The organism is Gemmiger sp. (assembly GCF_057431175.1).
On the sequence record NZ_DBMDDV010000006.1, the window covers coordinates 77,784 to 99,923 of the forward strand.

The following is a 22,140-nucleotide window of genomic DNA, read 5'->3' on the forward strand; positions in this document are numbered from 1 at the left end:
CCCTGCGGGGCCACCTTCCCCCAAGGGGGAAGGCATAAAGAAAAGCGGCAGACTATGCACGGTCTGCCGCTTTTTCTATACAGGCTATTCTACCCCAAATTCAGCCCTTACGCGGGCCAGCATCTCCCGCTGGGCGTTGGCCTCGGTGCCGTTGTCCACGCTGCCAAAGGCACGCTGGGCGGCGCTGCCGGGGCCGGTGGAGCCATACTCGCCGAAGCGGGCGGTCTTTTCGTTCTCGGGGTCACGCCAGTTGTCCCAGCCGTCGGTGCAGACTTCGTCGCTCAACACGCAGTCCAGCCAGTAGCAGGCCGCGTCAGCCCGCCAGGGACGGCCCAGATAGACGCTGCCGGGCGCGGCGCTGCCCTGTACGGTACAGTTCACAAACAGGTAGCCGGGCTTGCCAGCGGGTGTGCTGGGGGCTGTGATGTAGCAGGTGCCGGTGGCGTGGTGCCACGGCTCAATGCGGCAGCGGTCAAACACCGCGTTCGCGCCGCCGAAGATAAAGTCGATGTTGCCACGGATCGTGCAGTTCTTGTAATACTGCACGGTGTCCAGCCGGGGCGCGTTTTCCCGCGGGCCGCGGAAGCCGTGCTCCTCCCGCTCTTTCAGGGGCAGGGGAGCAGTGAACAATGTATCCTGGTTGCCGTAAAGGTTCACGTCCTCCATCAGCACGCGGCTGGCGTCGGCGTAGACAGCCAGCGCCTGCCCTGCCTTTGCACCATCCCCGGCGTTGTTCTGCACGGTCAGGTTGCGCACAACGGCCCTGCCGCCGCCCAGAAACAGCGTTTCACTGCGGAAGGTCCCGGTCTTGCTCTCGCCCGGCCAGGGATCACGGCCGCCCACAGAGGCTGTGAGTACGGTCGCATTGCGGTATTCGCCCTCGATGATATAGTCGGCCAGTTCAATAAAGGGCCGTTCCTCATAAATGCCGTGCTTGATGTAGAACCGTACCGGCTCATTGGGCGTATCGGCACAGGCGGCCACGGCGTCGGTCAGCGTGCGGTAATCGCCGGTGCCGCCCTCGTCCACTACCAGTGTTTTTCTCTGAATGTCAGTCATCAAAAGAATCCTTTCATAAATGCAATGTCGCTAGCCGCGCGGGCGGGTACGGCCTCTTCGCGCAGCACCGGCAGGGTGGCCTGGGGCAGTTGGCGCAGCATGGCGAAGGCCCCGGCGTAGTCGGTGCGGCTTTCTTCCAGGCTCGTGTGCAGCAGGCCGCCCTCGGCGTCAAACGCCTGGCCTTTGAAGTGTACGGCGACGATTTCCTCGCCCAGCAACTCACCCATGTCGTTCCAGATGCGTGCCTGATCGTGCACGTTCTCGGCGTTGACAAGGTTGCTCATGTCAAAGATGACTTTCAGGTTCGGGCTGCGCATCGTGTCCAGAATGTGCCGCGTGGCGGCGGGAGAGTTCATGCTGTGCAGCGTCACAGGCTCAATGCCCACCGTGACGCCCAGTTCCTCCGCCGTGGGCAGAATCTCAGCCAGGCTGCGGCAAAGCAGTTCCTGGGCTTCCTCGCGGGTCGTACCGGCGGGCTGCTTGGACATGGCGGTCGTCTCCGTGCCACTGCACCCGGCCCCCAGCGCCTTGCAGACGGCCAGCTGGCTCTTGAAATCTGCCGCGTTCTGCAAGCGGCTCTCATCGTTGATGGCAAGCTCCACATAGGTGCCCAGCACGGCCACCTGGATGCTGTGTGCTTTCTCGGCGGCAATAGTGTCGGCCACCAGCGCGTCGGTCACGTCGGCATAGCTCTTGACTGTTGGCACGCACTTTTTGTAGGCCAGCTGTACGGCGGCAAACCCGTCGGCAGAGACCTTGGCAAACAGTTCGTCGGGCGTGCCCTTGCCGTAGTCATGCAGGCGGGCACCCACGATAAATTTCGGCATACAAACCCCTCCTTACTGCTTTTGGGCGGCCAGGATCTCCGTGTAGGCCAGCAGCAGCGGGCCTACGCCCTTGGCGTCGTTTTCCACGATCGGCTCACTGAAATAGTAGGCCAGGCTGCCGTCACGGCGGGTCGCACCGCCAAGACCTGCCACCAGGCAGATCCCGCTCAACTGCAGCGCACCGTCCGCGCCCACGCCCAGGTGGCGGTCACAGGTGCCGTAGAAGGCCTTCTCACCGTAGGCGGCATAGCGCTTAGGCAGGTAGCCCAGCCGCACGCCCTTGAGCACCGCGTAGGCAAACAGCGCACTGCCGGAGGTCTCCAGGTAGTTGCCCTCGACGCCGGCCTTGTCAATGACCTGCCAGAACATACCGCTCTCGGCGTCCTGGAATGCGATCATCGCATCCACGGCGTCCTTCAGCATCGACATGATGGTGCGATACTCGTAGTACAGCATTTCGTCCATGCGTTCCAGCACATCCACCATCGCCACCAGAAACCACCCCATGGCGCGCAGCCAGAAGTTGGCGCTGCAGCCGGTGACGGGGTCGGCCCAGTACATTTCGCGGCTCTCGTCGTAGCCGTGGTAGTACAGGCCGGTCTTGGGGTCCTTCATGTGCTTCTGGATGTTCATGAACTGCTTGTAGCTGTCAATGCAGCCGTGCATCCCGTTGCAGCGGGTCTCGTACTCCATGTAGAAGGGCTGGGCCATGTAGGTGCCGTCCAGCCAGACCTGGTTAGGGTAGATTTTTTTGTGCCAGAAGTTGCCTTCCTTGGTGCGGGGCTGGGTCTCCAACTGGCCGCGTATCGTTTCAATCGCGTCGCGGTAGCGCTGGTCGCCGGTCAGGTCGTAGAGGGTAAACAGGTTTTTGCCCTGATTAACATTGTCCAGGTTGTATTCCTCAGGGTCATAGGTCTCAATGACGCCGTGATCCTTGACGAAGTAATCGAGAAAATTCTTGGAGAAGGTCAAAAACTTCTCGTCACCGGTGGTCTTGTACAGGCTCAGGCAGGCGGTGATCATGCAGCCGTCGATGTAGTTCCACTTATTGGGCTTGCCGCTGCGCACTTTTTCAATGTTCCACAGCGGGGCCTCGGCGGTGGAACCGGCAATCAGGTAGTCCACATAATGGCCCAGGGTGGACAGGATTTCTTCGTGGGTCATGGCTTAGTCCTCCTCATAGCTGTCTACGTGGGTGAACTGCAGGCGCTCGCCCTCGTAGCCGGTGATTTCAACGTTGTGCAGCTCGATCTTGCGCACATTTTCGGCGTGGATGCCCACCTTGCAGCTGGCATCCGCACCACACATCATGGCAGCCTGGCCCGCCTTGGCGTCGGGCGCAAAGCTGATTTTCACATTGCGCATCTTTACGCCGCCGATGGGCTGCTCCGGCAGGCCGCTGAACCAGCAGCCCGCGTACTGGGCATCGGTGGCAGTGATGTTCTCCATTTCCAGCGTGCCCAGTGTCGGGGTCATCTCATCCACCGGCAGCGGGTCGTGGGTCTGTACATAGTCGCTGCGGCCGTCCGGGTCGCAAAAATAGAACATATTGATGACAAAGGGCGTCAGCACGCCGTCCATAACGACGTCGCGGAACACCAGCCCGTCAATGACGGCATACTTGCCGCGCCCACGGCGGGTCTTGACGCGCAGGCCGCGGTCAGTGTGATCCATCAGGCACTGGGTAACGGTGACATTCTTGACGCCGCCGCTCATCTCACTGCCGATGACCAGGCCGCCGTGGCCGCGGCTCAGGCAGCAGTTGCGGATGACAACATTCTCGCAGGGAATATGGCGCTTCATCCCTAAGAACAGCTTGCTGGATTTCAGCGCAATGCAGTCGTCGCCCACATGGATATGGTTGCCGATGATATTGACATTCTTGCAGCTCTCGGGGTCGATGCCGTCGGTGTTGGGGCTGCTGGAGCTGTTGCGGATGCGGATGTTCAGAATGTCCACATTCTCCGAGTAGGTCGGGTGGATGGTCCAAGAGTAGCTGTTGCAGACCTGCACACCGTGCAATACCACGTTTTTGGCGCCGTTTGTAAAGAACAGACGGGGGCGGTAGGCAATATTCTTCTTCTTCGGGTTCTGGTACCAGTCGCCGTTCTGGGCGTTGGCGTCAATCGTGCCCTCGCCGGTGATGGTCACATTCTCGGCGTTGATGACATTGATAAGCCCCGCAAAGCTGTCCAGGGGGTTGCCCTCCCACAGGGCCAGGTAGTGCTCGTCCCTTTCGTTGTGGCAGGGGAGGACACCGGGCAAAATCGGATAGTCGGTGCGCTTGGTGCCGCCCAGCAGCGTGCAGCCTTTTTCGAGGTAGAGCGTTGTGTTGCTCTGCAAAAACAGGCTCTGGGTGCGGTAAGTACCGGCGGGCACATAGACCGTGCCGCCGACTGGGCAGGTGGACAGCGCCGCCTGCAATTTGGCAGTGTTGTCGGTCACGCCGTCCGCCACCAGGCCGCAGCGGCTGGCATCCACAAAGAAGCTCTCCTCAGCGGTGGTAAATTCCAGCGTATCAGTCACACCGTCGAGGGTGACGGCTACCGTGTAGCTGCGGCCCGGCTCCAAGGAGTAGAGCGAGAAAACGTTGGTGTCACCATCATAGACAGCATCACCATCCAGGGCAACCGTGTAAGGGGCCGGTGCGCGGTAGCAGCCGGAATTGACCAACTCAAATACCGCACTGCGCGCCATAGAACGTACAAGCGTGATTTTCATGTGAAAACCCCCAAATAATAAAAATTTGTATAAAAATAGTTTGAAAAACAGCAAAAATTGTGCTATTCTAGTAAATAGAACAAGAACCAATCGCCGGGCGCATGGCACCGCGGCAGCAAGGAGCAAGCGTTATGGTTTCGGAATATGTCTACTCGCCCCATGTGGACTTTTTTATTGACCACGTTGACCGCGATACCGGCTACGAGATGCCCAGTTTCCACATCCACCATAAGTATGAGATTTACTATGAGATTGAGGGCAGCCGCCGCTATTTTATCGAGGATGCCGCCTACATCGTCAACGCAGGCTGTGTTGTGCTGATTGGCGAGAACCAGATTCACAAGACTGCCTCGCTGGGGGACACGGCCTCCAGCCGCATTGTTGCGAACTTCAGCCGGGAATACCTGAGCAAAATCACCGACATATTCCCGGAGGTGGATTTCTTCTCGTTCTTGAGCGAAGAGCACAACCATCTGCTCTCCAACATCACGGTCAAGCAGCAGAACCATATTCACAATCTATTGCAGCAGCTGCTGGCTTTGCAGGAAGAAACCTCCCCGGAGTCCGACGCCATGCGCAAAATGCTGTTGGCCACGCTTTTGCTGGAACTCAAGGATCTCTGCCGCCAGCAGCAGGAGCAGGGCGGCGAGAATGGCCGCGTCAGCAACCATATCGTGGACCAAATTCAAGCCTACATCGCCGAGCATTACGCCGAAAAGCTGACCCTGACCGGCATTGCCAGCCAGTTCTATATCAGCCCCTACTACCTGAGCAGACTCTTCAAAAAGTCCATCAACCTGAGTCTGATCGAGTATATCAACGGCGTGCGTATCAAGGCGGCGCAGAATCTCATCGAGAAATCGAACGAGAGCATTTCCGACATTGCGGAAAAGACCGGCTTTATGACCACCGCCCATTTCCGTCGTGTGTTCAAGGATGCCACGGGTCTGTCCCCGCAGCAGTACCGGCAGTATTATAAGAGAGTGAATAAGTAAGGTTGAAACATCCGCCGCCCTGATATGGGGCGGCCTTTTTTGTCTGCACCGCTGCAGGGGCGGATGCTTGCATCCGCCCGCGGGGCGCCGGGGACGCCGCACCCTGCAAATCTATCAGTAAAACTCCGTCCCCCTGGCAGGGGAGGGAAGTGTCATTTTCAAAAGAAAGGCTGCCCCGTACCCCCTGGTTGTGGTGCGGGGCAGCCGTGGTTTAAGTGGGTTTTCGGACTGCCAAAATGGCGATTAGCCCTTCACAGCACCGGCGGAGATACCGTCGATGAAAGCGTCCTGCGCGCAGAAGAAAACGATCAGCTGCGGGATGATGGAGATGAGGGACAATGCCAGAATACGGTTCCAGTTGAAACCGCTGTCAGCGTCCATGGACAGCTTGACGAAAATGGACATCGGATATTTGCTGGGGGTCTGGACGTAAAGCAGGGGACCCATGTAGTCGTTGCAGCTCCACATGAACTGGAACAGACCACAGGCCACCAGAGAGGGGCTCAGCATCGGGGCAATGATCTTGTACAGGATCTTGACCGGGCCGCAGCCATCAATGGCGGCCGCCTCGTCCAGGTCATGGGGGATGCTGCGCATGAACTGCACCAGCTGATAGACGAAGTAAGTCTCGGTGGCAAACAGGGTGGGCACCCACAGGGGCAGGTAGAAGGGGCTGTTGACCCAGCCGAAGGAGTTGTACATCAGGTACTGGGGAACGTTCAGAACGACCTGGGGCAGGAACAGCGTGGAGATCATGATGCCGAACAGCATATCGCGGCCCTTGAACTTAAAGCGGCTGAAGCCGTAAGCGGCAATGACAGAGCTGATAACGGTGAAGATGACCTTGGGGATAACGAAGCTGTAGGTGTTGATGAAGGCGCGCCAGATGCTGATGTCGCCGCCGTAGTTCTGAGTGACGGCGTCAATGTAGCCCTGCAGCGTGGGGTTGGCAGTCAGGAAGCCGATGCCGGAGAAGATCTCGGCGTTGGACTTGAAGGTGGCACCCACCATCCAGACCAGCGGGTAGATCATGATAACGCCGACAAGGATCAGCACAAAGTACTGGAAGAAACGGCCGATTTTATGGGCGGTAGAAAGTTTCATTTTTCGTTCCTCCTTAATCAGCGTAGTAGACCCAGTGCTTCTGGCTGGTGAAAGCAATCACAGTCAGCAGAGCAACGGCGATGAACATGACCCAGGCCAGCGCACACGCCATGCCCATCTCGTTGGACTTGAAGGCGTAGTTGTAAACCAGCAGGGAGACAAGCGTTGTAGCGTTACGCGGGCCGCCCTGGGTGATGATGTAGGGGCCGTTGAATTCCTGGAACGCCTGTGCGATCTGGGTGACGAGGTTGTAGAAGATAACGGGGGTGATCATCGGAATGGTGATCGAGAAGAACTGGCGGGTCTTGGTAGCACCGTCAATGGTGGCGGCCTCGTACAGGTCGGCAGGCACGCCCTTCAAAGCGGCCAGGAACAGAACCATGGCGGAGCCGAACTGCCACACACGCAGCAGGCAGATGACGAACAGCGCCCAAGTCTTGTCAGCCAGCCAGTCGGGACCGGCAATGCCAAAGAAGCCGAGAATCGTGTTGACAACGCCGGTGTCCTTGAACAGGGCGCGCCACAGAACGGCGATGGCCACAGAGCCGCCCAGAATGGACGGAATGTAGTAAACGGTACGGAACAGGTTGACGAACTTGATCTTGAAGTTCAGGATGTAGGCGATGAACAGCGCGAACACCAGCTTGAGGGGCACGGTGATGAAGGCATATTTCACAGTAGTCAGCAAAACGGAAACGGTCTTGCGGCTGGTGAAAATCTCAACGTAGTTCATAACGCCGTACTGGCTGATGCCCTTGAAGAAGTTCAGGTCAGTAAAGCTGTATACCAGAGAGCTGGCAAACGGATAGGCTTTGAAAATCAGGAAGCCCAGAATCCACGGAATCAGGAAGAACAGGCCAGTGTTTTCGTCACACCAACGCTTAAACGGTGTGCGCTGGGTCGTTTTGGGTGCAGAGCTCATCCAAAAACCTCCTTGTCACAAATTGCTGCATTGCGTTTTAACATGAATAACCGGCCCCGCCATGCGTGATAACGGGGCTGGGGCCGGCTAAACTTTACTTTTTAAAGGATTTCGATTGCTCTTAGGCGTTGGCGCTCAGCACACCGGAAACGCCGTCCAGCAGGATCTCGGCAGCCTCCTCAGCGTCGTAGTCGCCGTAGCTGAAGCCGTCGAACACGTCGGTGTAAACGCCGTCGGTGGTGTCCTTCAGCTTGCTGGACTCGAAGTACGGGTCAAGCGGCATATCGACGAAGGCCAGAACCTTGGTGTTGGCCTCAAGAACCAGAGGCTTCACAGCGTCAGCAGCCTGAGCGGCAGCCAGACCGGCGGTGGAGGCAGGAATGCCGCACTCGGAACCCATGATGGCAGCGCCCTCGCCGTTCCACAGGAAGTCAATCAGGGCAGCAGCCTCAACGGGATGCTGGCAGGAGGAGGTGATGGCCATGCCCATGGAGACCTTGGAGAAGCCGCCGTTGGCCTTGTCGCCGAACTTGATCTCCTCACCGACGGTGAAGCCGGAGTTGTCGGCCAGAGCAGACTGGTACTTGTTGGCGGAAGAATCCCACTCGAAGATGCCGGCGTACTTGCCATCGATCCACTCCTGAGACTTATCGATAGAGTCGAAGCCGGCAGCGATCATGGTCGGACGGGTGGGGATAACGTGGTTGTCCTCGAGGGACTTGATGAAGTTCAGGCCATCAACGACCTCTTCCTCGCTGTACTGGCACTCGTTGTTCTCGACCCAGGCCTTGCCGTACTTGGACTCGAGGTAGAAGGTCATCAGGATCATGCGGTCATACTGACCGATGGCCAGAGGATAGTAATCATCGCCCAGCTTCTCCTGGAAGGCCTTGCCGGCGGCAATCAGATCATCATAGGAGGCGGGAACCTGCTCAATACCGGCCTGCTTGAAGGTGTTCATGTTCCAGTAGAAGATACGGCCGGTCATCGAGATGGGTACAGCCTGCAGGCTGTCAGCAACGGTGCAGGCGTTCTTGGCGGCATCGCTCCACTGGCTCAGGTCGATGACATCGCTGTACTCGCGCAGGTCGACGAACTTCTCACCCGTGGGGCTGTACTGGTACAGCCAGTTCCAGTTGACCTGCATGACATCGGAACCCTGGTCAGCGGCCAGCGCGGTGGACTGCTTCTCTTCCCAGCCGGACCATGCGCCGTAGGTGGGGGAGACGGTGATGTTGGGGTACTTCTCGTGGAAAGCCTCCAGAGCCTTCTGGTAAGCCTCGTGGCGGGAGTCGCCGCCCCACCAGCTGATGGTCAGCTCGATAGGATCGGTGGTGTTGATCTCGTGGGCCTCGCTGGGGGCAGCCTCAGCGGTAGACTCGGCAGCGGTGCTTTCAGCAGTGGAAGCAGCCTCGCTGGTGGCGGCGGAGCTGCTGGCAGCGGTGCCGCAGCCAGCCAGCAGAGTGGCGGTCATAGCAGCGGCAACGCCAAGGGAAATTGCCTTCTTCATTGTTTTGTCCTCCTAAAAATGCTGTGCGATTTATTTTTGCAGATTGTCGTGTGTGGGTGTAAGCACCACAACATCTGCCATTCGCTTGTCTATATGATAGCAAAACGCACCAACAAAAAAAACAGTCAATTTAGTGCGTTCCACCTCAAAAGCGAACAATTCTTGCTTTGTTGCTTGTAACCGATTTGACACCACCGTCAAAACTTACGAATACGAGCACCTGCATTTGTGCAGTTTAACAAAGGCGACGGAAACCCGGACGGGGATATCCAGGGCAAAGCGCACCGATATTTACCCACTAAAATGCGTTACCAGGGGCAAAATATGCAAGATTGATGCAAAAAACGTGCTATTTTGCAAATATTATTGCATTCATCTATGCACGGTGCAAAATAAGTGCGGCCAAGAGCAAAAAAGGCCCCACCGGGAGAAATCCCGGTGGGGCCTGCACAAATTATGTTCACTTCTTCGGGTGGCGTGCTAAAAATGCACGGTATTCGCGGTACCAGCATTGGGGGCACAGGCTTTGGTACTCCACATCGTCCACTGTATCAATCGCGACCTGCGCACCCTCAAAGACGAACTCGCCGTTGACCTTGCGGCCGTTGCAGATGGCCTTGCGCCCGCAGGCGCAGATGGTTTTCAGCTCCTCGATCGTATGGGCAATCTCCAGCAGCCGGGTCGAGCCGGGAAAGCCGCGCATCATGAAATCGGCCCGCAGGCCGTAGCAGATGACCGGAATGCCCAGATCGACCGTGACAAGAAACAGCTGGTCGGCCTGCTCGGGCGTGAAAAACTGGCTCTCATCGCAAAGCACGCAGGCAATCTTGCCATTGGCGGCCTCGTCGGCGCGCACCAGCTCCACCACGTCCATGTCGGGTGTGACGAGCTTGTCAACTTTGCAGGAAATACCTAGGCGGGAAAGGATGGAATCCTGCCCCTTGGTGTCGATGGCGGGCTTTAAAATCAGCACGCGCATCCCGCGTTCTTTATAGTTGTAGGCGACCTGCATCAGCGCAGTGGTCTTGCCGCTGTTCATAGCGCCATATCGAAAATACAATTTTGCCATGGTGGCTCCTTATCGGTTTATTGATAACCGTAGGGGCCGGGCATGCCCGGCCCTCAACCTTCCCGCAATCGCGCGTCAACCAGTAGGCTGAGGGCCGCACATGTGCGGCCCCTACAAGGCGGTCTTTTTATAGAGATATCACTTTTCCTGATTTCTCAGCCTGTACCCCAGGCTCATCAGGCTGTCGCCCAGATGGACATTCTCCACCGTGACATCTGGGTACTCGACCGACAGATCGTAGTGGCTGAAATTCCAGAAACCCTTGATGCCCTGGCCCACCAGCTCACCCGCCAGGTCCATAGCGCTCTGGCGCGGCACGCAGAGCACGGCCACCTCGGGATGGTGCTCGGTGCAGAAGGCCTCCAGCTCACTCAGCGGAAGAATGGGCACGCCGCACATTTCCTTGCCGATCAAGTCGGGGTTCACATCAAACACGCCCAGCAGCTTGTAGCCGTTGGCGTCGCGGCTGATGAAGCTGGATACTGCAGAACCCAAACGACCGGCACCGACCAAAATCGTGGGCAGTTTTTCGCCATCGCCGAACAGCAGCTTGCCAATCTCGGCACGCAGCACATCCACCTTGTAGCCGATGCCCTGCTGGCCGAACCCACCAAAGCAGTTGAAATCCTGGCGCACCTGGCTGGCGGTGGTGCCCATCATGTGGGCCAGCTCGCTGGAAGAAATTTTATCCTTGCCGTCGGCGGAAAGGTTGGTCAGATAACGATAATATTTCGGCAGTCGCTTGATGACCGGGAGCGACACCTTATTTTGAACAGCCATGATCGTATCCCTCACATTGCAATACTTGTTTATAGCTTATTATAAAATGAAGCACGGCGGTTGTCAATTTTTTGTCTAAGTTTTTTAGCTGATTTCTCAAATTATTATACGGTTGTACAAAAATAGAACGGGAAATTCTGGCGGTATAGACAAAACAAAACGACACCCCTGGCCCAAACCGCGCATATTTTGCAGGGCCGCAGGACAGACTGTTTTTGTGTATAGTTTGCGCAGAAAAGGAGAGCAATGATGGAAACGAAGGATAAAAAGGTCGGCACCAAGCACAACCCCACCGAAAGCGCCGCCCTGAAGCGGCTGGAGCATGATTTGATAAAGGAAGACGGCATTGTGCCTGCCACCAAGGGCCGCCACGCCATCCACTGCCTGACGGTCATCGGCACGATCGAGGGCCATACGCTGGCGTCCGACGCGCAAAAGACGACAAAATATGAGCACGTCATCCCCCAGCTGGTGGACATTGAGGAGGATCCCGAGATAGAAGGACTGCTGGTGATTCTGAATACGGTGGGCGGTGATGTGGAAGCCGGGCTGGCGCTGGCGGAACTGATTGCGGGCGTCAGCAAGCCCAGCGCCACGCTGGTGCTGGGCGGCGGGCATTCTATTGGCATCCCGCTGGCGGTGGCGGCGCGGCACAGCTTTATTGTGCCCACGGCCACCATGACGGTGCACCCGGTGCGCCATTCCGGCATGGTGCTGGGGGTGCCGCAGACGCTGCGCTATTTTGAACAGATGCAGGAGCGCATAGTCAGCTTTGTGACCGGGCACTCCAAAATCACGGCCCGGCGGTTCACCCAGCTGATGCACAATACCGGCGAGCTTGTCATGGACATGGGCACCGTATTGGACGGCACCCAGGCTGTGGAGGAAGGGCTGATCGACGAGTTGGGCGGCCTGGCGGACGCACTGGGGTATTTATATAAGGAAATAGAAAAGTGAAGGCGGAATCGTAGGGGCGCATTCTATATGCGCCCGGGGAGCTTGCGGCAAGATAAACGTCCACGGGCGGATATGGAATCCGCCCCTACATAATTTTGTTGCGGCAGCCTATTGCAATCTACAATATTATATGCTATATAATATATAACCCTATACACCATACACCCGGAAGGGGGACACCCTATGGCCATCAATACCACGGCGGGGCTGCTGGACGCGATCGTTTTGGCCGTCGTCGGGCGGGAGGAAACGGGCACCTACGGTTACAAAATCACCCAGGAAGTCCGCGCGGTGCTGGAATTATCGGAATCCACGCTCTACCCGGTGCTGCGCCGCCTGCAAAAGGACGGCTGTCTGGCCGTCCACGACGAAGCCTTCAACGGCCGCAACCGCCGCTACTATCAAATCACGCCCGCGGGCCGCGCACGGCTGGCGGAACTTACCGCCGAGTGGGAAGCCTACACCGCCAAAATCAACAAGCTCTTTAAGGGGGAGCCGCAATGAAAAAATACGAGTACTTATCCGAACTGGAAAAACGGCTGTCTGCCCTGCCAGCTGATGCGCGCCGCGACGCGCTGAACTATTATGAGGAATACTTCGACGCCGCAGGTACCGATAACGAGGACGCTACCGCCGCCGAGCTGGGCGACCCTGCCGAGGCCGCCCGCAAGATCCTGGAAGGGGAGGGCCTGACGCCCGACGATGCCACGCCCGAGGAAACGCCCCTGACCCCGCCGACTGCACCCGAACCGCCCGCCGCCGACCCACAGCCTGCGCCGCCGCGCCGCAGCCCCAAAGCAAAAACAATGTGGCTGATTTTTGCCGTTGTCATTGTTGCGGCGCTGATCATTCAGCTGGGCGTCCTTGTGCTGAGTTTTGCAAAGCCCGGCGGCGGCACGGCGTCGATGGTTGTTGCGCCGACGGAGGAAGAAACTGCTGCATCCGGTCTTGTCCGCACCGAGGACTTTTACAACGGGACCGCCGCCACCGAGGACGCGGACAGCGGCAGCCCATTGGAGAAGATGGATTTCACCACCGGTCTGGCCGACGCCAAAAATATAACCTTCGACATCGACTACGGCGCGGTCACAGTCGTTGTGGACAGTGGTGCGGCGGAGCCGACCCTTTCCTGCACGAACCTGCGTCAGGACTGGTTCAACTTTACCAACACGGGCGACAACACAAGCCCGGTGCGTGTCAGCTACAAGGTGCCCGCCAACTACAACCTCGGCAAAGAGCTGGGGCCCGAGCCTGAGTTTGTCCTGTCCGTGCCGGATGCGAATACCTTCCATTTTAAAAGGCTCTCCATCACTGCCGCTATGGGCGATGCAGAATTTGACAACAGCAATACCATCGCCGCCGACAGCATCGACTTAGATCTGGCGATGGGCAACTTTACCGGTAGCACCGTGCAGGCAGAGCAGTTTACGGCGAATATCTCAATGGGCGATTTTGATTTGGGGCTGCTGGCGGGCGTTGAAACCGCTAAAGTCGAAGCTGCCATGGGCAATATTGGCCTGACGGTGGACGGCAGGCCCGACGATTACGCGCTTGACCTGCAAACGTCCATGGGGAATGTGGTGTTCAACGGCAGGACGATGAGCAGTATCTACACCCAAACGGCCGCCGCGCCCCGCAGCGTGACCCTTACCGCGTCGATGGGCGATGTAGTGCTGACGACGACGCAGTAATCCCGCCCGCGTATAGCAAACGGCCAGAGCCCCTCCGGTCATCGCTGACGCTCGACCACCTCCCCGCAAAGCGAGGAGACTTTCACGCGGGCTTTGCCCGCGCAAAAAGGCTCCTCACGAAGTGGGGAGCTGGCCGCGCGCAGCAAGGCCTGAGGGGCTCTTCCACCTCGCCATAGCTGCCGCCCTTATAGGGGGCCGATGCTCGCATCGGCCCGCCCGGCCACCCCAAAGTCATACTACACACCCAATCCATTGTTCAAAATCCACAACTTTCCTTTTCGCGGTGCAAGAAAGATTTTCGCCGAATCCTTTGTATTTTGTCCGCGGTTGTGGTACAATCTTTCTAATAAGTAAAAACCGTCGAAAAAAGGAAAGTCAGGAGAGTGTATTATGGCATACTATTTTTCCGAGCCGTCCCGCACCTTTGGTGAGTATCTGCTCGTTCCCGGGTATTCCTCTTCAGAGTGCGTCCCTACGGCTGTCAGCCTGAAAACCCCGCTGGTCAAATACCGCAAGGGCGAGGAAGCCTGCCCGCTGGAAATGAACATCCCGATGGTCTCCGCCATCATGCAGTCCGTCTCCGGTGAGAAACTGGCGATTGCCCTGGCCAAGCAGGGCGGCGTCTCCTTCATCTACGGCTCCCAGACTATCGAGCAGGAGGCCGACATGGTTCGCCGTGTCAAGGCTTACAAGAAGGGCTTTGTCACTTCCGACTCCAACCTGCCGCCGGAGGCTACCTTGGGCGACGTGCTGGACCTCAAGACCCGCACCGGCCATTCCACCGTTGCCATCACCGATGACGGCTCTGCCCATGGCAAGCTGCTGGGCATCGTCGCCTCCCGCGACTACCGCCTCTCCCGCATGACGATGGATCTCAAGGTCACTGAGTTCATGACTCCGCTGGATAAGCTGGTCACGGCCCCCGCCACCACCAGCCTGCACGACTGCAATGATATCATCTGGGACAACAAGATCAACTCCCTGCCCCTGATCGACGAGGAAGGTCGCCTGCAGTATATGGTTTTCCGCAAGGACTACGACTCCCACAAGGAGAACGTCAACGAGCTGCTGGACGAGAACAAGAGCTATGTCGTCGGCGCGGGCATCAACACCCGTGACTACGCCGAGCGCGTCCCCGCACTGGTGGACGCTGGTGTGGATGTGCTCTGCATCGACTCTTCCGAGGGCTTCAGCGAGTGGCAGTCCCGCACCATCGCTTGGATCCGCGAGAACTACGGCGACAAGGTGAAGGTCGGTGCCGGCAACGTTGTTGACCGCGAGGGCTTCCTGTTCCTGGCGAAGGCTGGCGCAGACTTCATCAAGATCGGCATTGGCGGCGGCTCCATCTGCATCACCCGCGAGACCAAGGGCATTGGCCGCGGCCAGGCTACCGCGGTCATTGAGGTCGCAAAGGCCCGCGACGAGTACTATAAGGAGACCGGCATCTATATTCCCATCTGCTCCGATGGCGGCATCGTGCAGGACTACCACATCACCCTGGCACTGGCTATGGGCGCGGACTTTGTCATGCTGGGCCGTTACTTCGCCCGCTTCGACGAGTCCCCCACGAACAAGCTGCGCGTCGGCGGCAACTACGTCAAGGAGTACTGGGGCGAGGGCTCCAACCGCGCCCGCAACTGGCAGCGCTATGACCTGGGCGGTGCCCAGAAGCTGAGCTTTGAGGAAGGCGTTGACTCCTATGTGCCTTATGCCGGTCCCCTGGCTGACGGTGTACAGACGACGCTGTACAAAGTGCGCTCTACCATGTGCAACTGCGGTGCGCTCTCCATCCCCGAACTGCAGGAAAAAGCCCGCCTGACCGTTGTGTCCTCCACTTCCATCGTCGAGGGCGGCAGCCATGACGTTATCCTGAAAAACGGCCCCCAGAACCGCTGACCCATAAACATACAGCCGCCCCGCCGGACATCTGCCCGGCGGGGCGGCTTTTTGCATAACTTGGCAGGATCATACTACTGTGCGGCATGATGCCCCAGCGCAGCATTTATGAGATGGGGGTGTAAAACGTATTGTAGGGGCGGCCATTGGCCGCCCGCGGAACATAGCGACAGCCGCGGCGTCCCCGGGTCGATGACGAGCATCGACCCCTACACCGTAGGGGCGGATTCCATATCCGCCCGGGAACCTTCCGGAAGCTGCCTCCTATCCGCGGGCGACCAATGGTCGCCCCTACTTCTTTTACCTCAAATCAACCCATTCTCCATGCAATACCAATACACCCCGTCCTCGGTCACAGGGCGGCAAACCTCGGTGGCAACAGCTTTCAACTCGTCCGACGCATTCCCCATGGCAACGGCGTCGCCCACGGCTTGCAGCATCTCAATATCGTTGTTGCCGTCGCCGAACGCCACTGCCTCGGCCTTGTCAAAACCGTAATATTCCAGAATCTTCCCGATGCCTGTACCCTTGCCGCCGCTGTACGGGATGATATCCACCGCGCGGTCCCACCACGCGGCAATTTTGGCACCGTCCACGCCGCGCAAAATTGCGTCATACTCATCCTTGCGGCCGCCCATCATCAGCTGGTAGACGTCCTCCCGGCAGACAGTGTCGAATTCGTCGGTGATGGGCACAACCATCTTGGCGATGGCAAAATAGTCGGTCAGGTCCACGTCCGTGCCGTTGGCGGCCAGCCGGTCACGCACCGACACACAGGCAGGCCGCCCGATGGCTGCGCCGTTGGCAATAATTTTCTGCACATCCTCGTGTGCAATCGGATTGCTGAAAATCGTCTCGCCGCCTGCCGTGTAACACAGAGAGCCGTTGAAGGTCAGGTAGGCGTCAAATTCCACCCCCGGGAACACCGGCAGCGCCACAGGGGAACGCCCGGTCGCCAGGCAGATTTTTACGCCGCCCGCCCGCAGGCGCTGCAAAGCCTCCAGCGTTTTCTCAGTGATGCGCTTGGACTGCATATCGATCAGCGTGCCGTCGATATCAAAAAATGCGATTTTCGTCTGCATTCGGGGAGACTCCTTTGTTTTAGAATACACCCAGTATAGCACAAAAATGGCAGGATCGATACCGCATTTCCGCGAAAATGTGATACGATCCAGCCTAAGAGGGTTCATTCGGTTTGATTTTTGGAATCGGGGCTGCCGAAAAACACCACCGGCAGCATCAGCAAAAACGGATTGGCCGACACCAAAAACGGCTTGTTCTCCATGAAGAGATACAGCGTCAGCGCCACCAGGCAGATGACCTCGGTGGCGCGGTGCTTCTTCGCTAACCGCCACAGCAGCAACAGGAACACGGCGGCCACCAGAATGGCACCGATAATGCCTTTGTTCATCGGCACCGCCAAAAACGTGTTGTCAATGGCGTGGTGCTCGTCGCCGTCGGTGGGCAGGCCGCCCAGCAGCGAGAGCGGGGCCTGCCAGAAAACATTGTGCCAAATCTCAAACCGACCCGACAGTGCAATGCTCAACAGCAGCAGTGCCATCCGTTCATAGGGCCATTCGGGGTTGTAAACGTATCCAGCGTATAGGCTGAACGCTGCCAGCGCCACCGGCAGGGCAATCGAAAACCCGTAGAAAATTTTGTTGTCAAACAGCTTCGGCAGAAATTTCTGCACCAGAAACAGCCCGAACAACACGGCCATACCGCCGAACGCGCCCCGGCTGCCGGGTACTTTGTAGGTAAAAATCGCCAGCGCGGCCAGCCCGGCCCAGTCGAAAGCTCTCATCCGGTCGTGCCGCAGCCAACCCCAGGCGAAGAACACGCCCACCAACCGCGCACCGAAACCGTTGTAGTGGCCGTAGCCGAAATCCCAGTTGCGGCAGTAGAAATTGTAGGGCATCAGCGGCGTGATAAAGTGCAGCGCCTGCACCAGCAGCAGCCCGGCCACCGCCGTGGCAAGGTAGACCCGCAGGGCCGTCTGCAAATCCACATCTTTGGCCCCCAGCCCGACGAGCGCAGCCAGGAAAAACCACTGGTCGCCGCCGTACCAGGCCGAAAACGCCGTGTAGACCAGCACAACGGCCACGATGATTTTTTGCAGCTGCGTCTCGTACTCGGTCAGCAATACGATTTTGCCCGCCAGCAGCAGTACGGCAAACCCGGTCAGCCCCAGCCGCGCCACCCGGCTGAAAGTCGGCAGCGTAGACTGAAGGTTGGAACTGAATACCTCGCTCAAAACAAGCAATAACGCCAGCCCCGCACAGTACACGCGGCTGGCCAGCGGTTTGTATTTTTGGTAAAGCATAGAAGAATCCTTTCGGAATTAAATAAAAATCATTATAAGTATATCATATAAACGATAAAAAGAAAACCCTGTAAAAGTAGCGGCACACGGTAGGGGCCGCGCATACGCGGCCCGCAGCTTTCCCATAAGTGCCTGCTTATCCTTCACGCGGGGGCTGGGCATACCCGGCCCCTACATAAATAATGTTGATAAACACAAAACACATCCTTGCAAATTTTGCAAAAATAATACTTGACATTCCCCCAAGAATCCGCTAAAATAGAACCATTGCAAATGCAGTGAAGGGGAAAAAGCAGCATCCATCCCATTGCAGAGAGCCGCCGGTCGGTGCAAGGCGGTATGGCAGATGTTGTATACTGGCCCCGGAGCAGCCGCGCTGACAGGTAGGCGCGGACGGAACCTGACCGTTATCATGCAGGCGCGATTCGCTGAAAAGCTGATCGTACAGAGCGGCCGTTTCAACGGCAATGAGAGTGGTACCGCGGGTACAGCAACGTGAATTTTGCTCCCGTCTCTCAAAGGTCTTTCGCCTTTGGGGGACGGTTTATTTTTACCTCCCCAAAGCGCGAACCGAACGCTTTGAAGGAGGCATTTTTATTATGATGGACGCATCCAAGTACAATGTAGGCTACTATCCGCCGCCGGTCGAACCCGGCCATGTCTATGAGTGGCCCCAGAAAGACCATATCGAGCAGGCCCCGGCCTGGTGCAGTGTGGATCTGCGCGATGGCAATCAGAGCCTGATCGTGCCGATGAACCTGGAAGAAAAACTTGAATTTTACGATATGCTGGTCAAAATCGGCTTTAAGGAAATCGAGGTCGGTTTCCCCGCCGCCAGCGAGACCGAGTACGAGTTCCTGCGCACGCTGATCGACGGCAACCGCATCCCCCAGGATGTGACCGTGCAGGTGCTGACCCAGTGCCGTGACCACATCATCCGCAAGACGTTCGAGGCCGTCAAGGGCGCGCCCCGGGCCATTATCCACTTCTACAACTCCACCAGTGTCGCCCAGCGCGAGCAGGTGTTCAAGAAGTCCAAAGAGGAAATCAAGAAGATCGCCGTTGACGGCGCTAAGCTCGTCAAGCAGCTGAGCGAGGAGTACGAGGGCAACTTCCTGTTTGAGTACAGCCCCGAGAGCTTCACCGGGACCGAGCCGGAGTACGCCGTGGAAGTCTGCAACGCCGTTCTCGACGTCATGCAGCCCACCCCCGACCGCCCCATGATCATTAACCTGCCGGTCACGGTCGAGATGAGCATGCCCCACATCTACGCAAATCAGATTGAATGGTGCTCCAAACATCTGAAATATCGTGACAGCGTGATTCTTTCTACCCACCCCCACAACGACCGCGGCTGCGGCGTCGCTGATGCCGAGCTGGCTGTGCTGGCTGGTGCTCAGCGCATCGAGTGCTGCCTCTTCGGCAACGGCGAGCGCACCGGCAACGTGGACGCCATCACGCTGGCTATGAATATGTACAGCCACGGCGTGGACCCACACCTTGACTTCAGCAATATGCCCGAAATCTGCGAAGTCTACGAGCGCGTGACCCGGATGCACGTCTACGAGCGCACGCCGTATGCAGGCTCCCTCGTCTTTGCGGCGTTCAGCGGCAGCCATCAGGACGCCATCGCCAAGGGCATGACATGGCGCAAGGAAAAGCAGCTCCACCAGTGGACCTGCCCCTACATCCCCATCGACCCCCACGACATTGGCCGTACCTACGATGCCGACGTCATCCGTATCAACTCCCAGAGCGGCAAGGGCGGCATCGGCTTCCTGCTGCAGCAGAACTACGGTTACAACCCGCCGCCGAAAATGCGCGAGGATCTGGGCTACCGCGTCAAGGACGTCAGCGACCACGAGCACCGCGAGTTGAGCGTGAAAGAAGTGCTGGGCGTCTTTGAGAGCAGCTACCTCAACCACACCCACCCGCTCAATGTGCCGGAAGCGCACTTTATCCAGAACTCAGACGGCAGCATCACGGCAAGCGTCGTCATCACCAGCGGCGGCAGCACGATCAAATGCAACGCCACCGGTAATGGCCGCTTGGACGCTGTGGCAACGGCCATCGAGCAGCAGACCGGGATGCATTTCACGCTTGTGCATTACAGTGAGCACGCCCTCGATTCCGATACGAACTCCCGCGCCTGCTCCTACGTCGGCCTGAAATGGGCCTCCGGCGAGGAGAGCTGGGGCTGCGGCACGCATACGGATATTATCGTGGCGGGCATTAAGGCGCTGGTAAGCGCGATCAACAATAAGTAAACACCCTACAACGCACTGCCGGGTAGGGGCCGGACTTGTCCGGCCCTCAACATAAGGGCAGGCGGCACGTAAAGGCAAGGCCGAGGGCGGGGCATGCCCCGCCCCTACGGTGAGATGATCCTAAAACGGAGGTACACAACCATGGGCATGACCATGACCCAAAAAATCTTAGCGGCCCACAGCGGGGAAGCAGCCGTCACGGCGGGCCAGCTCATCAACGCCAAGCTCGATGTAGTGCTCGGCAATGATATCACCACCCCGGTGGCCATCAACGAATTTGAAAAAGCAGGGTTCGACTCGGTGTTCGATAACACCCGCGTCAACATTGTGCTGGATCACTTTGTCCCCAACAAGGACATCAAGAGCGCGGCCCAGTCCAAGCAGTGCCGCGAGTTCGCCGACAAGTACGACATCCTCAATTTTTTCGACGTGGGCCGCATGGGCGTTGAGCACGCACTGCTGCCCGAACAGGGCATCGTGACCGCCGGTGACTGCATCATCGGCGCCGACAGCCACACCTGTACCTACGGCGCGGTGGGCGCGTTCTCCACCGGCGTCGGCTCCACCGATATGGCCGCCGGCATGGCGAAAGGCATGGCCTGGTTCAAGGTCCCCGCCGCCATCAAGGTCGAGCTGAAGGGTCAGCTGCACAAGCCCGTCACCGGCAAGGATGTCATTCTGCACCTGATTGGTCAAATCGGCGTCTCGGGCGCACTGTACAAGAGTCTGGAATTTGTCGGCGAGGGCGTCAAGACCCTGACGATGGAGGATCGCCTCTGCATCTGCAACATGGCCATCGAGGCCGGTGCCAAAAACGGCATCTTCCCCGTGGACGAAGTGACCGAAGCCTACCTCAAAGGCCGCAGCCAGCGCCCGTGGACCAAGTACGAGGCCGACCCCGACGCCGAGTATGAGCGCACCATCGTGATTGACCTCGACGCGCTCGAGCCGACGGTCAGCTACCCGCATCTGCCCGAGAACACGCATCTTGCCAAAGAGGGCAAGGACATCAAGATCGACCAAATCGTGATTGGCTCTTGCACCAACGGACGCATTGAGGACATGGAGGCCGCCTACGAGATCCTGAAGGGCAAGCACATCGCTAAGGGCGTGCGCGGCATCATCATCCCCGCCACGATGGCCGTCTACAAGGAGTGCATTCTGCGCGGCTACACCGAGGCTTTCATCGACGCTGGCTGCATCGTCTCCACGCCCACCTGCGGCCCCTGCCTGGGCGGCTACATGGGTATCCTGGCGGCGGGCGAGCGCTGTGTCTCCACCACCAACCGCAACTTCGTCGGCCGCATGGGCCACGTGGAGTCCGAGGTCTACCTCGCCAGCCCTGCCACGGCGGCGGCCAGCGCCCTGACCGGCTACATCACTGATCCGAGGGAGGTTTGAGCTATGAACGCAAGAGGTCCTGTTTTTAAATACGGCGACAACATTGACACCGACGTGATCATCCCGGCCCGCTACCTGAATACCCAGAGTGCCGCCGAGCTGGCAAGCCACTGTATGGAAGATATCGATAAAACGTTTGTTACCCGTGTCAAGGCGGGGGACATCATGGTGGGCGGTGAGAACTTTGGCTGCGGCTCCTCCCGCGAGCATGCCCCCGTTGCCATCAAGGCGTCCGGTATCAGCTGCGTTATCGCCAAGAGCTTTGCCCGCATCTTCTACCGCAACGCCATCAACATCGGTTTACCGATTCTCGAATGCCCCGCCGCCAGCGAAGCAATCAACGAGGGCGATACAGTCAGCATCAACTTTGACACCGGCGTCATTACCGACGAAACCACGGGCCAGACCTTCCAGGCCGCGCCCTTCCCGCCGTTCATCCAGAACATTATCGCCAAGGGCGGCCTGATGAACAGCTTGAAGGACTGATGCCCTGTAGGGGCCGGGCATGCCCGGCCCGCGGTTTTACGGCAAAAGTGCTGTGATGGAAAGGCTGAGGGCGGGACATGTCCCGCCCCTACAATAGAAACGAGAGGGAGAACAGAACTATGCAGAAAAACA

The 22,140-nt window shown here is 58.2% G+C and carries 19 protein-coding genes and 1 other annotated feature; of the genes, 8 read left to right on the forward strand and 11 right to left on the reverse strand.

The window, feature by feature from the left end:
- Positions 1-84: 84 nt before the first annotated feature.
- From ACZO0A_RS04085 to ACZO0A_RS04100, 4 genes are read right to left on the reverse strand one after another with little or no spacing between them, the layout of a single operon-like run.
- Positions 85-1,059, reverse strand: coding sequence for a pectinesterase family protein (locus tag ACZO0A_RS04085; RefSeq protein WP_486846066.1), 975 nt, complete (start codon positions 1,057-1,059; stop codon positions 85-87).
- On the reverse strand, positions 1,059-1,886 hold the full coding sequence (locus ACZO0A_RS04090) for a sugar phosphate isomerase/epimerase family protein (protein ID WP_486846067.1): 828 nt from the start codon (positions 1,884-1,886) through the stop codon (positions 1,059-1,061). The genes ACZO0A_RS04085 and ACZO0A_RS04090 overlap by 1 nt, the downstream gene beginning before the upstream one ends.
- 12 nt (positions 1,887-1,898) lie before the next feature.
- Complete coding sequence (locus tag ACZO0A_RS04095; RefSeq protein WP_486846068.1) at positions 1,899-3,050, reverse strand: glycoside hydrolase family 88/105 protein; 1,152 nt, start codon at positions 3,048-3,050, stop codon at positions 1,899-1,901.
- A gap of 3 nt (positions 3,051-3,053) precedes the next feature.
- Positions 3,054-4,607 carry a glycoside hydrolase family 28 protein gene (locus ACZO0A_RS04100; protein ID WP_294718245.1) on the reverse strand — a complete coding sequence of 518 codons (1,554 nt, stop codon included), beginning with the start codon at positions 4,605-4,607 and terminating at the stop codon, positions 3,054-3,056.
- Positions 4,608-4,738: 131 nt separating this feature from the next.
- Between ACZO0A_RS04100 and ACZO0A_RS04105 the strand changes: the two genes are divergently transcribed.
- Positions 4,739-5,602 (forward strand): helix-turn-helix domain-containing protein, encoded by an 864-nt coding sequence (locus ACZO0A_RS04105; protein WP_486846069.1) that lies wholly within the window; start codon positions 4,739-4,741, stop codon positions 5,600-5,602.
- Positions 5,603-5,845: 243 nt separating this feature from the next.
- On the opposite strand, the gene ACZO0A_RS04110 is transcribed toward ACZO0A_RS04105, so the two are convergent.
- The 5 genes from ACZO0A_RS04110 to ACZO0A_RS04130 all read right to left on the reverse strand — a co-directional run bounded on the left by ACZO0A_RS04110 (position 5,846) and on the right by ACZO0A_RS04130 (position 10,987).
- On the reverse strand, positions 5,846-6,706 hold the full coding sequence (locus tag ACZO0A_RS04110; RefSeq protein ID WP_291231946.1) for a carbohydrate ABC transporter permease: 861 nt from the start codon (positions 6,704-6,706) through the stop codon (positions 5,846-5,848).
- A 13-nt stretch (positions 6,707-6,719) separates the two neighbouring features.
- On the reverse strand, positions 6,720-7,628 hold the full coding sequence (locus ACZO0A_RS04115; protein ID WP_215693410.1) for a carbohydrate ABC transporter permease: 909 nt from the start codon (positions 7,626-7,628) through the stop codon (positions 6,720-6,722).
- 121 nt (positions 7,629-7,749) lie between these two features.
- Complete coding sequence (locus tag ACZO0A_RS04120) at positions 7,750-9,138, reverse strand: ABC transporter substrate-binding protein (protein ID WP_215693411.1); 1,389 nt, start codon at positions 9,136-9,138, stop codon at positions 7,750-7,752.
- A 460-nt stretch (positions 9,139-9,598) separates the two neighbouring features.
- Complete coding sequence (locus ACZO0A_RS04125; protein ID WP_294718247.1) at positions 9,599-10,207, reverse strand: thymidine kinase; 609 nt, start codon at positions 10,205-10,207, stop codon at positions 9,599-9,601.
- A 138-nt stretch (positions 10,208-10,345) separates the two neighbouring features.
- Positions 10,346-10,987: a redox-sensing transcriptional repressor Rex gene (locus tag ACZO0A_RS04130; protein ID WP_215693415.1), complete on the reverse strand. Its 642-nt coding sequence runs from the start codon at positions 10,985-10,987 to the stop codon at positions 10,346-10,348.
- Positions 10,988-11,236: 249 nt separating this feature from the next.
- Between ACZO0A_RS04130 and ACZO0A_RS04135 the strand changes: the two genes are divergently transcribed.
- The 4 genes from ACZO0A_RS04135 to ACZO0A_RS04150 all read left to right on the forward strand — a co-directional run bounded on the left by ACZO0A_RS04135 (position 11,237) and on the right by ACZO0A_RS04150 (position 15,531).
- Positions 11,237-11,944 (forward strand): ClpP family protease, encoded by a 708-nt coding sequence (locus tag ACZO0A_RS04135; protein WP_215693417.1) that lies wholly within the window; start codon positions 11,237-11,239, stop codon positions 11,942-11,944.
- Between the two features lie 183 nt (positions 11,945-12,127).
- Positions 12,128-12,448 carry a PadR family transcriptional regulator gene (locus ACZO0A_RS04140; protein WP_291231948.1) on the forward strand — a complete coding sequence of 107 codons (321 nt, stop codon included), beginning with the start codon at positions 12,128-12,130 and terminating at the stop codon, positions 12,446-12,448.
- On the forward strand, positions 12,445-13,635 hold the full coding sequence (locus ACZO0A_RS04145) for an HAAS signaling domain-containing protein (RefSeq protein WP_294718248.1): 1,191 nt from the start codon (positions 12,445-12,447) through the stop codon (positions 13,633-13,635). The genes ACZO0A_RS04140 and ACZO0A_RS04145 overlap by 4 nt, the downstream gene beginning before the upstream one ends.
- 390 nt (positions 13,636-14,025) lie before the next feature.
- Positions 14,026-15,531, forward strand: coding sequence for an IMP dehydrogenase (locus tag ACZO0A_RS04150; protein ID WP_291213015.1), 1,506 nt, complete (start codon positions 14,026-14,028; stop codon positions 15,529-15,531).
- A gap of 305 nt (positions 15,532-15,836) precedes the next feature.
- On the opposite strand, the gene ACZO0A_RS04155 is transcribed toward ACZO0A_RS04150, so the two are convergent.
- Both ACZO0A_RS04155 and ACZO0A_RS04160 read right to left on the reverse strand, forming a co-directional pair.
- A complete protein-coding gene (locus ACZO0A_RS04155; protein ID WP_302377192.1) occupies positions 15,837-16,613 on the reverse strand; it encodes an HAD family hydrolase in 777 nt (258 codons plus the stop codon).
- Between the two features lie 104 nt (positions 16,614-16,717).
- Positions 16,718-17,854: a hypothetical protein gene (locus ACZO0A_RS04160; RefSeq protein ID WP_302377194.1), complete on the reverse strand. Its 1,137-nt coding sequence runs from the start codon at positions 17,852-17,854 to the stop codon at positions 16,718-16,720.
- A gap of 269 nt (positions 17,855-18,123) precedes the next feature.
- Positions 18,124-18,373 (forward strand) — a binding site (T-box leader).
- An 80-nt stretch (positions 18,374-18,453) separates the two neighbouring features.
- Here ACZO0A_RS04160 and ACZO0A_RS04165 point away from each other — a divergent pair.
- From ACZO0A_RS04165 to leuD, 3 genes are all read left to right on the forward strand, one after another.
- Complete coding sequence (locus ACZO0A_RS04165) at positions 18,454-20,121, forward strand: 2-isopropylmalate synthase (protein WP_302377196.1); 1,668 nt, start codon at positions 18,454-18,456, stop codon at positions 20,119-20,121.
- A gap of 141 nt (positions 20,122-20,262) precedes the next feature.
- The gene (gene leuC, locus ACZO0A_RS04170; RefSeq protein WP_215693430.1) at positions 20,263-21,522 is read left to right on the forward strand and encodes a 3-isopropylmalate dehydratase large subunit; all 1,260 of its coding nucleotides are present in this window, start codon (positions 20,263-20,265) and stop codon (positions 21,520-21,522) included.
- A 3-nt stretch (positions 21,523-21,525) separates the two neighbouring features.
- Entirely contained in the window at positions 21,526-22,008 is a 483-nt protein-coding gene (gene leuD / locus ACZO0A_RS04175; protein WP_302377198.1) for a 3-isopropylmalate dehydratase small subunit, read from the forward strand.
- Positions 22,009-22,140: the final 132 nt, after the last annotated feature.